At 43.6% G+C, this 12,187-nt stretch carries 11 protein-coding genes; 5 read left to right on the forward strand and 6 right to left on the reverse strand.

The window, feature by feature from the left end; translation table 11 throughout:
* The first annotated feature begins 1 nt into the window (after position 1).
* Positions 2 to 1,117, forward strand: a complete 1,116-nt coding sequence (locus tag BLW16_RS04260; protein WP_090555334.1) for a lactonase family protein — start codon at positions 2 to 4, stop codon at positions 1,115 to 1,117.
* A 245-nt stretch (positions 1,118 to 1,362) separates the two neighbouring features.
* Here the strand turns inward: BLW16_RS04260 and bshA are convergent, their stop codons facing one another.
* From bshA to tilS, 3 genes are all read right to left on the reverse strand, one after another.
* Positions 1,363 to 2,523, reverse strand: a complete 1,161-nt coding sequence (gene bshA / locus BLW16_RS04265; RefSeq protein WP_090555335.1) for an N-acetyl-alpha-D-glucosaminyl L-malate synthase BshA — start codon at positions 2,521 to 2,523, stop codon at positions 1,363 to 1,365.
* A gap of 108 nt (positions 2,524 to 2,631) precedes the next feature.
* On the reverse strand, positions 2,632 to 3,114 hold the full coding sequence (locus BLW16_RS04270) for a hypothetical protein (RefSeq protein ID WP_090555336.1): 483 nt from the start codon (positions 3,112 to 3,114) through the stop codon (positions 2,632 to 2,634).
* A complete protein-coding gene (tilS, locus tag BLW16_RS04275) occupies positions 3,115 to 4,446 on the reverse strand; it encodes a tRNA lysidine(34) synthetase TilS (protein ID WP_090555337.1) in 1,332 nt (443 codons plus the stop codon).
* 107 nt (positions 4,447 to 4,553) lie between these two features.
* Between tilS and BLW16_RS04280 the strand changes: the two genes are divergently transcribed.
* Positions 4,554 to 7,010: an OstA-like protein gene (locus BLW16_RS04280; protein WP_090555338.1), complete on the forward strand. Its 2,457-nt coding sequence runs from the start codon at positions 4,554 to 4,556 to the stop codon at positions 7,008 to 7,010.
* Here the strand turns inward: BLW16_RS04280 and rdgB are convergent.
* Together rdgB and BLW16_RS04290 are read right to left on the reverse strand one after the other, a co-directional pair.
* The gene (rdgB, locus tag BLW16_RS04285) at positions 6,979 to 7,560 is read right to left on the reverse strand and encodes an RdgB/HAM1 family non-canonical purine NTP pyrophosphatase (protein ID WP_090555339.1); all 582 of its coding nucleotides are present in this window, start codon (positions 7,558 to 7,560) and stop codon (positions 6,979 to 6,981) included. The two genes, BLW16_RS04280 and rdgB, sit on opposite strands and share 32 nt — an antisense overlap.
* Positions 7,560 to 8,135, reverse strand: a complete 576-nt coding sequence (locus BLW16_RS04290; protein ID WP_090555340.1) for a hypothetical protein — start codon at positions 8,133 to 8,135, stop codon at positions 7,560 to 7,562. The genes rdgB and BLW16_RS04290 overlap by 1 nt, the downstream gene beginning before the upstream one ends.
* 111 nt (positions 8,136 to 8,246) lie before the next feature.
* On the opposite strand from BLW16_RS04290, the gene BLW16_RS04295 reads away from it, so the two are divergent.
* From BLW16_RS04295 to BLW16_RS04305, 3 genes are all read left to right on the forward strand, one after another.
* Positions 8,247 to 8,834: a hypothetical protein gene (locus tag BLW16_RS04295; protein ID WP_090555341.1), complete on the forward strand. Its 588-nt coding sequence runs from the start codon at positions 8,247 to 8,249 to the stop codon at positions 8,832 to 8,834.
* Between the two features lie 63 nt (positions 8,835 to 8,897).
* Positions 8,898 to 10,268 carry a peptidylprolyl isomerase gene (locus BLW16_RS04300; RefSeq protein ID WP_090555342.1) on the forward strand — a complete coding sequence of 457 codons (1,371 nt, stop codon included), beginning with the start codon at positions 8,898 to 8,900 and terminating at the stop codon, positions 10,266 to 10,268.
* Complete coding sequence (locus tag BLW16_RS04305; RefSeq protein ID WP_090555343.1) at positions 10,269 to 11,234, forward strand: AAA family ATPase; 966 nt, start codon at positions 10,269 to 10,271, stop codon at positions 11,232 to 11,234. It abuts the gene before it with no gap.
* 55 nt (positions 11,235 to 11,289) lie between these two features.
* Here BLW16_RS04305 and BLW16_RS04310 read toward each other — a convergent pair whose 3' ends face one another.
* The gene (locus BLW16_RS04310) at positions 11,290 to 12,186 is read right to left on the reverse strand and encodes a glycerophosphodiester phosphodiesterase family protein (protein WP_090555344.1); all 897 of its coding nucleotides are present in this window, start codon (positions 12,184 to 12,186) and stop codon (positions 11,290 to 11,292) included.
* Position 12,187 lies beyond the last annotated feature (1 nt).

Genomic DNA, 12,187 nt, shown 5'->3' on the forward strand with positions numbered 1-12,187 from the left:
AATGAAGAAATTATTTTATCTGTTGGCTGCAGCAATGTGTACTTTATCCGTAAAAGCGCAAAAAGTAGATGATCACCTTGTCATAGGAACCTATACGGCTCCCGGAAAAAGTGAAGGGATCTACGTCTACGATTTCAATCCTTCTACTGCTGCGTTTACACGTGTAAGCGTAAAGAAGAATGTCATCAACCCAAGTTTCCTGGCGGTAACACCAGACAGGAAATTTATCTATGCGGTGAATGAAGACGGCGATAAAAGTATGGTAAGCGCTTTCAGCTACGATGCAGCAACAGGTAAATTAGATTTTCTAAATAAACAAAAGTCCGAAGGTGCCGATCCCTGTTATCTCATCGCCGATGACAGAAATGTACTGATCGCCAATTATAGCGGCGGCAGCATTGCTGTATTCGGAAGAGATCAAAGCGGGGCATTAACCCCTGCAAAACAGGTCATTCAGCACACCGGATCAGGTATAGACAAAAACAGGCAGGAAAGCGCACACGTACATATGGTGCGCTTTACGCCCGACCACAAATATGTAGTTTCCAACGACCTCGGTGAGGACAAGGTATACCTTTATACTTACCATAAGGATGCTGACGATGATGTACTGGTCCTGAAGGATACCATCAGCGTAAAACCTGGCAGCGGGCCAAGACATATCATCTTCAGCAATAACGGTAAATATGCCTATCTCATCCAGGAGCTGCACGGTGATGTAACCGCCTTCAGTTATCATGATGGTACCCTGAAAAAGATTCAGGAAACCAGTGTCATTAACAGCGATTTCAAGGGCGAAAGCGGTGGATCAGATATCCAGCTTTCCGCAGATGGAAAATTCCTGTATGTGAGCAACAGGGGAACAGCCAACACCATTACCACTTTTGCAGTCGGCAAAGATGGTAAACTGACTAAAAAAGGCCAGGTAAGTACCACCGGAAATGGCCCCAGGGCCTTTGCAATTGATCCCAGCGGCAACTGGCTGCTTGTGGGCCACCAGAAAACCAACGACATTACCATCTTTAAGCGCAATAAAGTGACAGGTGAACTTAAAGACAGCGGCAAGAAGATCGATATCGGTGCTCCTGTATGTTTCCTGTTCGTACCAACAAAATAAGAATCTACGCAGGAGTCAGGAATAGTTAAGCCATTTCAACGGCCAGCCTGCATCAGATGACCTCAAAAAAAAGGGAAGTCCTGTTTCGATGCCTTCTCGGCTGCCCTTCAGTAGCCGGCAGCACCGAAACAGGACTCCTCTTTTTTCAGCGAAGCCAGATAATTCCCTCTTATGCAAAAAGAGCGGCATCAACCTATTGACACCGCTCCATCTAAAAATTACTCTAAAAGAGATGATATAATGATTTACATATCAATCTGCGGTGCCATCACATGTGCCGGGCTCTTCGCAATGATCTTATTATAAAGTTCAATATAAAACGGCAATATCTTTTTCAGGTCAAAGTCCTGAGCTCTTGTAAATGCATTTTCCTTGAACCTGTTCAGCACCTCGTCATCTTCAAGAATAGAAATTGCTTTAGCAGCCATATCCTCCACATCACCTACATTACTCATATAACCGCAGAACCCATCAACATTCAGTTCCGGCAAACCACCGGCATTAGATGTGATGATAGGCACTTTGCAGGCCATAGCCTCCAGTGCTGCCAATCCAAAACTTTCCGTTTCAGAAGGCATCAGGAATAAGTCTGATACAGAAAGTATCTCTTCAATAGCATCCTGTTTCCCCAGGAAGCGAACCTGGTCGCAAATACCGAGATCCCTGCATAACTGTTCGTTATTGGCACGGTCTGGGCCATCCCCTACCATCAGTAAACGGGAAGGGATCTTATCATGGATCAGCTTAAACATCTTAATTACATCCGAGGTTCTTTTCACCTTACGGAAGTTAGAGGTATGGATAAGTATCCTTTCATTATTAGGTGCAATTGCCTTTTTAAAATGGTCCTTCGCCTTTAAGCTAAACCTGCTGAAATCTATAAAATTTGGGATTACCTCAATCTCGTTGGTAATATCGAAATGTTTCTTCGTATCCTCTTTTAAATCGGCAGAAACTGTGGTTACCCCGTCAGACTTGTTGATGGAGAAGGTCACTACAGGCTTGTATGTCGGATCTTTCCCAACAAGTGTAATATCAGTACCATGAAGCGTGGTTACAAATGGGATATGGATACCGTAGGTTTCCAGGATCTGCTTCGCCATAAATGCAGCTGAAGCATGTGGAATAGCATAATGAACATGCAGGATATCCAGCTTTTCGAACCTTACCACATCTACCAGTTTACTGGCCAGGGCAGATTCATAGGGAGCATAGTCAAACAGGGGATAATCTCTTACGGAAACCTCGTGGTAATAGAGATTAGCTGAGAAAAAGTCCAGCCTGGCAGGCTGGCTGTAGGTAATAAAATGAACCTGGTGCCCTTCATCGGCCAGTGCCTTTCCTAATTCCGTAGCAACAACACCGCTACCACCAAATGTGGGGTAACAAACAATACCTATCTTCATTAATAATATTCTTATACAGTCACAATTTAACTGTTTTGCGAATGCAAATTACAGCACTAAACCTGAGCTTTATGTTAAATAATTGCAATTATTTCGTTCGCAGCAGAATTATCTGCTCATTTCGTCCTGAATCACCAACAACATTTCGTTAGGCCGCTGTGTTCCAATATAATACATCAGCCCATCCCGGTCTGTTAATACAATAGCATCCTTCCCTGAAGAATAAAAACGGATACTTCCTTTACGGTGTAAATTGTAAACAGGATTGTTAAATAAGTAATTGCTATAGGTATCCTTTCTTACACTCACGATACTGTTCAAATCTATCTTTACCTTCTTTGCCGTCCACAGCCCGTCTATGATGATACTTTTGTTATGGATGATGATCTTGTACTGGATCATAAACAGCAGGATGATCGAGATACCGATGATCCCGAAACCTACCACAAGAAAAAGGTCCTGTGTATTATCGCGGTCCCTTTCATAGACATAGGCACCAAAACAGAAAGCTGCCATTAATAAACGGATACAAATCCTGATATAATCGCGGCCAATGTATTGTTTCTCAAGAAAAGCGTACTTATTGCTCATTTAATTAAATTTCTGTTCGAATATAGCGACTTTTTTTGTGGTTGACGTCACTTTATATCGGTCATCCTGCCGCAGACCCGCCACCCATACAATATCGCCATTTCCGTTTATTAAAATCGGAATATTCTCCTTTTGGGGCTGAGGTACTTTTTGATGGATAAAAAAATCGCTTACTTTTTTTAAATTCTTCATGCCCAGCGGCATAAAGCGGTCGCCCCTCTGCCAGTTTCTAAGCACCAGCGGAAAGATCAGTTTATCATGATCTACAAATGCCTTATCGGAGTTGCTTTCGAAAGTCACATCTTCCGTAAAAGTGATCCCGATCAGTTGTCTGCCCAGTTTAACCACACTGTCTGCCGGGTGGATCATCTGATGGGCATATACCTCTTCAGTGATACGGCTGATGATCAGTGCCGTTCTGTCAACCGTGATCCGGTGGGTACTACTGTAAAATGAGGTACCACTTAGTTTATTTAAAGAAGCGAGGAGTTGTTCTGTAACTATTTCCGTAAAACCGTAGTCCTTTAAGATCTCGACCAGCAACAGCCGCCTGGGGTATAATGCTGAAATCTTTTCCAGGGAGAGGTAAATGCCATCTGCCCTTTCTTCACAAATTTCCAGTCTGACCGCTGCTATCCGTTGCTGCAGGATGATTTCGGTATCAGCGAACCGCTCAATATTCCGCGCAAAGGTCTGTTCGAGGTTGGGATTAATTTCCTTAAGCCTGGGAACTACATCCAGCCGGAGTTTATTTCTCGCATAACCGGCACTCAGATTGGAACTGTCCTCCACAAACCGGATTTCATTTGCACTGATCAGTTTGTCAATTTCCTTCCTTGAAAGGAAAAGCAGGGGCCTCACCAGGTAATTGCGCTTTGGTAAGATACCATGCAGCCCTGCAATACCGGTTCCACGCACCAGGTTTAATAAAATGGTTTCTATGGCGTCATCCTGATGATGTGCTACGGCAATACAGTCGAACTGTTGTGTCCTCCTTAGTTCTTCAAACCAGTTATAGCGCAAGTCCCTCGCAGCCATCTGTGTTGATATTTTATGTTCAGCAGCATAAGCTTTGGTATCAAAATGCGTTATATACAACGGAGCCTCCATCGTAGCGGCAACTAAGCGTACAAAGTCTTCATCCCTTTGCGATTCCACACCTCTCAACCCGAAGTTACAGTGTGCGATTGCAAAATTAAAACCGGCCTGCTTAAAAAAATGAACCATCAGCACAGAATCTTTCCCCCCGCTTACAGCAAGTAAAATTTTATGGTCAGGACCAAACAGCGCATGTTGACGTACGTACTCAGTGAAGCTTTGAAGGGGTAACATCTTCAAAGCTACTAAAAAACAATTATTAACTATATGAATATTGGGAAGCAAAAAACTAACTTTGTAAAGTGCAGAAAATTCACGTTTTTAACATTCATGGCGCTTTCATGAATCCACTATATGCCATCACAGGAAAAACGCTTGCAGGTTTCGTCCTGCTTTTTTTATTTCCGTTCTGTCTTTCTGCCCAACAGAAAACCAGGATCATTCTGCAAAGTTCAGAAAGAAGCCGTATCATCACCAAAACAGACATCACCTATTTAAGGAAACCTGTATTCAAACAGGACAATGCCATCCTTACCTGTGACAGCGCTGTTTTTTACACCGCAAAAAATTACTTTGAGGCCTATAAAAATGTACATATTAACCAGGCAGATACGATTAATATTTATTCAGATTTTCTTACATACGATGGAAATGCCAAACTTGCGCATTTAACAAGCAACGTGCGCCTGGTGGACAAAAGCTCAGTATTGACAACAAATATACTGGACTACAGTATGGTGCCAAAGGTAGGTACTTACGTAGAAGGCGGTAAAATCGTCAATAAAGATGCAACCATCACCAGTAAGAACGGCTATTATTTCGCAAACAGCAGGGATGCCTATTTCCGTTATAATGTGCTTGTCGTGACGGAACAAAGTACCATTAAGTCTGATACGCTGAGATACAATACGCTAACCAACTGGGCTTATTTCTACGGGCCTACCAACATCAAAGAAAAAGACGGCGGTAACCTCTACACAGAAAACGGCGCTTACAATACCAAAACCAGGTATGCCTATTTCGGAAAAAACAATCTATACACCTCCGGCAGCAGATCGATGAAAGGGGACAGCCTCTATTATGATGGTATTGCTGGTTACGGCAGGGCTGTAAGGAACATTACCTTCAGGGATACGGTAGATAAAATGCTGATGAGGGGTCAGCTTGGTTATTATTATAAGAGCGATCAGCGCACGGTGGTTACCAAAAATGCCTATGCAGGTATGGGAACGAATGATTCCATCATGGTGAAAGATATAAAACAGCCTGACAGTCTGTGGCTTGGTGCTGACACCCTTGAAACACAAATGGTGCTTCAGAAATCGCTGAAACTGATCAAAGGCCCCGCAATTAAAAAAGACAATGAACTGGGTGAAGAAGATCGTGAAAGCAAGATGAACGGCGTCAGTAAAAAATCTGCCGAACCTGCTAGGAAACCGGGCGTTGCCGGCCCTGGCGGAAATAAACCCGGACAAAAGCCTGATGACAAGAAAAAACCACCTGCGGGAGCAAAACCTCTCCTGCCAGGAGCCAAGGACAGTTTGAAGAATGACAGTTTATTAAAGGAGAAGGTGCCGGCAAAAAAGGCAGATTCCCTGCTTAAAGGAACGGCTCCGATTGTTGCAAAGGCAGATTCTGCTCTAAAAACGCCCGTCCCCGGTATAAAAAAAGATGCGGTTGCGGCGCTTTCCGTACCAGTTAATAAAAAAGATTCACTGAAAACCGATAGCCTGAAACTGCCGCCTGGAATGAAGAAAGCCATTCCGGATGTAAAGGATAAATTGCCACCCGGAATGAAAAAAGCCGTCGTCAAAAAAGACAGCCTGCCGGTCAGTCCGCTCGATACCCTGCGTACGCGGAGCATAAAGGCGTACAGGCATGTGAATGTGTATAAATCCAATATGCAGGCAAAAGCAGACTCACTTTTTTACACCAGTGCAGATTCTACCTTACGATGGTATAGAAATCCGATCATATGGGCACAGGGTTCACAGCAGACCGGCGATACCATTTATTTGCAGCTCAGAAACAAAAAAATAAATTCTATCCAGGTGATACAAAATGCCTTTGCGGTAAACGTAGACCCTATAGATACCACAAAATTCAACCAGATCAAGGGCAAGCTGATCACAGGATTTTTCAAGGACGGAAAGCTGAACAGCATGTATGTAGACGGCAACTCGGAAAGCGTTTATTTTACCAAAACCGATGATGGAAAGAAATACGAAAAGATGAACCAGACCGTTAGCAGCAGGATTAAGATCCTGTTCAGAAATGCTGAGATCGGCGATGTGGTACCCATAAAAAATGTAGAAGGTGCAACGACACCTGTGGCCGACATTAAACAGGAGGTGATCTTAACCGGGTTTGTATGGAAACCAGAGTTGAGGCCACGCTCCAAGAGAGATGTGACCAACCCGAAAGCCATCGCTAAACCCAAAAAGACAGTCCTTGCAAAAACCCCTGCTAAAGGTTCAGAAAAAGCAAAGAAAGCAGCAGAAAATTTAAAAGCCGCGCCGAAAGGCCCCTCTTCTGCAATGGAGGCATTGCAACAGGCGGGAGGCCTCATTCCATCCGGCACGATCAAGCAACTCGGGAATATCGGGCAATCCGGAAGTACCAAACAGTTGGGAAACATCCTGCAGCCGGGGAACATCAGTCAGCTCAAAAGCGCCGCAGATTCTTTAAAAAGTAAGATCCCTGCCCCACTGACCGATACCCTGAAAAAAGCCTTACCTGGTTTAATGAAAAAAGCAGATTCCTTATCTAAACAGCCTGTGCTTTTAAAAAAGCAATAAGCTTGCCCATCGCAATTCCGCGGTGACTGATCAGGTTTTTTTCTACCATATCCATTTCGGCAAAGGTACGGTCATAACCGTCCGGCTGGAAAATAGGGTCATAGCCAAATCCGTTGCCACCGGTTGCGCTTTCCCGTATCGTTCCCTCAATAGCGCCTTCAAACAGGAACCGTTGTCCATTTTGGATCAGTGAAACCACGGTTCTGAACCTCGCCTTCCTGTTTGTGATACCTTGCATTTTTTGCAGCACCAGATTGAGGTTCGCTTCATCACCCCGCTGTCCTGCATAACGCGCAGAATATATTCCGGGTTCGTTGTTTAATGCTTTCACCTCCAGCCCGCTGTCATCAGCGAAACAGTTGAGCTTAAAGTTCTCCGCCACGAAACTGCTTTTTAGCTCGGCATTTCCAGCAAAGCTATCTGCCGTTTCAGGGATATCAGTAGTACAGCCAATATCGCCCAGGTTGAGTATTTCATATTGACCGGAAAGCAGGTTCCTTACTTCGTTTGTTTTATGCTGGTTATTTGTAGCAAATACTAATTGTCTCATTAAAATGTAAGTTGTTTAAGGCTGCCCCATAATTTCTTTTTCCCTTCCTGGTCTGCCGTGAGCAGATCCAGCCTGCCCGAAAAAACAAGCTGTATATCTCCATGCCTGCCGATAGCGTGCTGGGGCTGTTCGTTTAATCCAAGCTGTACAGGGCTCACCCCAAATCCAAGCACAAGTCTGCTACTAAAGAATTTGATCAGATCCTCAAATTTTGACTGTTGATAATCAAAATAATTTAACAGTGCAAAATCGTTTGCCGTAAGCTGCATGGCTTTCACGAGATTTCTTAACAGCTCTCTTCCACTTTCCGAGCTTACGTCATGTTCACCATCATTTACCAGGATCAAAATATTCTTCTGGTTTTTACCCAGATATTTAAATACAGCTGCCGGAGCGGCTAACGGTTCCGGAGCAGGAAGAACAGATTTTTGTGCTGACTCCGGTACAGTCATGCGCTCTGATTCCTGTTTAGCAGCAGTACTAAAAGCTGTAGCCTCTTCGTTTTTTACAAGGTAAATATCATCAGTAAAAAATAAACGGAGTGCTTCAGCGCTTGTAGTCAATTGTTCAGCCATGAATGGTGCATATTTTTTGGGAATATTTTTGTGTTAAAATTAGTTAAATATCCTATTATAGCGCCTTAATTTATTACTTTTATAGCTTAAAAATACCATAGTAAATCTTTTGTGAGAAAAACCTGCTGTATCATTGTTCTCTGTTTTTTCTATTTCGGTACTGTTGCACAAAGCGTTGCTGTTGTAAACGGCAATCCGATCAGCCAGAAGGAATTTGTATGGGTCTATAAAAAACACCGTCCCGGAAATGCCAAACCGACAATTACTGACCTCATCTCATTTTTGAATATATACATTGATTTTAAACTTAAGGTAGAGGATGCAAGGGCAGCAGGGCTGGACAAAGACAGCACCTATCTGACAGAGACCGGTAACTATGTAGCTGCTTTAATGGCCGCTATGCCGCCTGAAGCCAGAAATGCGGATTATTCCCTGGTCATCAACGAGTATAAGGAAGCACTTCTGCTTTTCAACATCTCACAAATAAAGATATGGGACAGGATAGGTGAAGATGAGGATACCATACGCGAATATTACAATACCCATAAAGAACAGTATTCGTCAAAACCTTTTGACGATATACAAACTGAGGTAGCCGCAGATTATCAGAAGAAAATAGAGTGCGACTGGGTGATCTCACTGAGGAATAAATACAAAATAACCATGGATCAGGAACTGCTGCGCAAGCTGAGCAGATAATACTGTATACAAATGGTTGAATAATAGTAAATTTGCAAATAAAATATAATTGAAGAAAGTATAATGAAAAAAGTTTTATTGATGGCAAGCGGGTTGCTCTTCTTGTTTATGATGAATGTACAGGCGCAAACAAAGAGCGTGGATAAAGTTATAGCCGTACTTGGAAGTGACGTAATCTTACTGTCTGAACTCAACCAGCAATATGTAATGTACCTGAATTCAGGTAACCCTGTTGACGAGAAAGTGAAATGTTATATCTTACAGCAAATGCTTGTTCAGCACCTGTTAAAACAACAGGCAGACATTGACTCTGTGATGGTGGACGACAAACAGGTGGATGATGAGCTTGACCGGAGAATGCGTTACCAGATCCAGCGTGCCGGTGGCCAGGACAAACTGGAAGAATTCCTCAATAAATCTGTGCTGCAGTATAAAGATGAACTGAGACCAGATGTTAAAGATCAGCTGCAGGCCAATAAAATGCAGGGAACAATTACCGAGAAAGTAAGTATAACTCCTTCGGAAGTTACAAAATATTTTGAGTCCTATAAAAAAGACAGCTTACCGGATATCCCTGCAGAATACGAAGTGGGAGAGATTACACTGAATCCCGAGCTGACTAAACTGGAGAAACAGAGGTTCCTGGATAAACTGGATGCGATCAGGCTGCGTGTAAAAAGCGGTGAAGACTTTGGCTTCTTAGCAAAAACCTATTCCGAAGATCCGGGATCTGCCGCTGAGGGTGGCGACCTTGGTTTCTTTGACCGTACCATGATGGCCAAAGAATTTACAGCCTGGGCCTTCAAACTTAAACCAGGTGAACTTTCCCCGGTGTTTGAAACTGATTTCGGTTTCCACATCCTGCAGGTGATTGAAAGAAGGGGAGAACAGGTTCATGCCCGCCATATTCTGATCCGTCCTCAAACTACCCCTCAGAGTTTAGAGCGCGCGAAATTGCATGCTGATAGTATTTACACGAACATTCAGGCCAATAAACTCAGTTTCTCTACCGCTGCTTCGCTGTATTCTGCTGATAAGGAATCGAAATACAATGGTGGAATGATCCTGTTTTCTGATAATGTGACTGCAAGAACAACATTCATCCCTGCCGATAAGTTAGACCCTAAGGTTTACCAGGTGATTGATACCATGAAAGTGGGCGAGATCTCAAAACCGGTGCCTTTTACAGGACAGGATGGCAAAGAAGGTTACAAAATTGTATTGCTGAAATCCAATGTCCCTGCTCATAAAGGAAATCTCGACCAGGATTATACGAAATTCAAGGATAAAGCACAACAACAGAAAAGTGACCGTATCATGAGTGAATGGTTTGAAAAAAGAAGAAAGAACACTTACATTAGGATTGATAAAGACTATCAGGAATGCAGTGAACTGAAGATCTGGACCAAGCCTGAAACGACAGAAGCAAAATAGATGACAACATACCATAACGACATAGCGGCAGTTGATGCCCTACACCAGTCTTATATTGATATAAAAAATGAGATAAGTAAAGTCGTTATTGGTCAGGATGAAGCTGTAAAAGCTGTACTCATCTCTATTTTCAGCAATGGCCACTGTTTATTGGTTGGCGTTCCGGGATTGGCTAAAACGCTCCTGGTTCAAACCGTTGCAGATGTGCTTGACCTGAACTTTAACCGTATACAGTTTACGCCAGACCTCATGCCGGGAGATATCATCGGGGCAGAGATCTTAGGAGAAGACAGGAACTTTAAATTTATTAAAGGCCCTGTCTTCTCTAATATAGTACTGGCGGATGAAATCAACAGAACCCCTCCCAAAACACAGGCAGCTTTACTGGAAGCCATGCAGGAAAAGGCTGTTACCGCAGCCGGATATAGGCATATCCTGCCAAAACCATTCTTTGTTCTTGCTACTCAGAACCCAATTGAACAGGAAGGCACCTATCCCCTTCCGGAGGCACAGCTTGACCGTTTCATGTTCAATATCCAGCTTACCTATCCCAGCTTTGCCGATGAGCTCACCATTGTCAGAAACTCTACCGGCGGCGATAGTATGACGCTGAGAAAACTGATCAATGCCGATCAGATCCAGTTCTTTCAGCAGCTGATCAGAACGATCCCTGTAACCGATAACGTATTGGAATATGCAGTGAAACTTACCGGGAAAACACGCCCCGGAAGCCCGCTGGCAACACCTGAAGTAAAGCAGTATGTAAACTGGGGTGCAGGCCCGAGGGCATCGCAATTCCTGATCCTGGGTGCTAAATGCCACGCGGCGATATCCGGAAAATACTCACCTGACATCGAAGATGTACAGGCCGTGGCAGAAGCTATATTACGCCACAGGATCGTCAGGAACTACCGTGCCGAAGCCGAAGGTATTACGATCGAGAAGATCGTTAAGAACCTGCTTTAACTGTAACTCTCTCAATTTAACCCTTATGACATGAACAGGAATGTATCTATAATATCTACTTTTTCTTTGGCAACTCCAGGCGCATAAATAAATTAGGATAATCGGTAATGATCCCGTCCACACCCAGGCCAACCATATATTCCATATCCTTCAGGCTGTTTACCGTCCATGGAATGATCTTAATCCCTGCCGCATGACAGCGGTCCACCAACCCCTTACCCACCAGTACCGAATACGGGCTGTACACTGTAGGATTAAACCCAAGATCTCTGATGTTATTTTCAAAATCTTCCTTTTCATCAATCATCAGCGCTGTTCTTATCTTCGGGTATTTTTCATGCACATACTGAAGGCTCCTGATATCAAATGCCTGAATAATGGTTCTCCTGCTCATTTTTTTTGCCTCTACAACATCCATCACCAACTGTGAGAATTCTGCCGGTTCGGGATGAAACACCAGGTCTCCCTTACGCACTGTTTTGATCTCAATCCCATAATCAGGCTTCGTTAATTTATGCAGCTTAACATAAGCCTCTACAGAATCGATCACCTCAGAAAGCAAGGGCTTATACGCTTTAAACTTTTGCTGCCCCGGAAACCTTTTGTGCACCTTACTCCCCACATCAAATTTCTTGATCTCCGTATAATCCATCTTATACATATTATAACTCTGTTCCTGCTTTAACGGAATAGGTTTCCCGGCAGGAGTCAGACTGATTTCATTGTTAAAATATGGCTCATGAGAAAGCACTACCTGGTTGTCTTTAGAGATCACCACATTCATTCCCAGTGTAGTTGCACCCAGATCCAGTGCCCTGAGCATTCCGGCAATGGTATTTTCGGGCATTAATCCACGGGCACCCCTGTCGCCCTGTTTGTCAAAAGTCTGTGCATGGACAACAGAACCTGTTAGGGTAACCAGCAGCAATAGTATTTTGGTCTTCATCATCATT

Source organism: Pedobacter hartonius (assembly GCF_900107535.1).
In the GTDB taxonomy this organism is placed as follows: domain Bacteria; phylum Bacteroidota; class Bacteroidia; order Sphingobacteriales; family Sphingobacteriaceae; genus Pedobacter; species Pedobacter hartonius.

Bases quoted from the DNA above. Each gene is read 5' to 3' on its own strand.
- BLW16_RS04260 (WP_090555334.1), top strand. From the start codon at position 2: ATGAAGAAATTATTTTATCTGTTGGCTGCAGCAATGTGTACTTTATCC.
- bshA (WP_090555335.1), bottom strand. From the start codon at position 2,523: ATGAAGATAGGTATTGTTTGTTACCCCACATTTGGTGGTAGCGGTGTT.
- BLW16_RS04270 (WP_090555336.1), bottom strand. From the start codon at position 3,114: ATGAGCAATAAGTACGCTTTTCTTGAGAAACAATACATTGGCCGCGAT.
- tilS (WP_090555337.1), bottom strand. From the start codon at position 4,446: ATGTTACCCCTTCAAAGCTTCACTGAGTACGTACGTCAACATGCGCTG.
- BLW16_RS04280 (WP_090555338.1), top strand. From the start codon at position 4,554: ATGAATCCACTATATGCCATCACAGGAAAAACGCTTGCAGGTTTCGTC.
- rdgB (WP_090555339.1), bottom strand. From the start codon at position 7,560: ATGAGACAATTAGTATTTGCTACAAATAACCAGCATAAAACAAACGAA.
- BLW16_RS04290 (WP_090555340.1), bottom strand. From the start codon at position 8,135: ATGGCTGAACAATTGACTACAAGCGCTGAAGCACTCCGTTTATTTTTT.
- BLW16_RS04300 (WP_090555342.1), top strand. From the start codon at position 8,898: ATGAAAAAAGTTTTATTGATGGCAAGCGGGTTGCTCTTCTTGTTTATG.
- BLW16_RS04305 (WP_090555343.1), top strand. From the start codon at position 10,269: ATGACAACATACCATAACGACATAGCGGCAGTTGATGCCCTACACCAG.
- BLW16_RS04310 (WP_090555344.1), bottom strand. From the start codon at position 12,186: ATGATGATGAAGACCAAAATACTATTGCTGCTGGTTACCCTAACAGGT.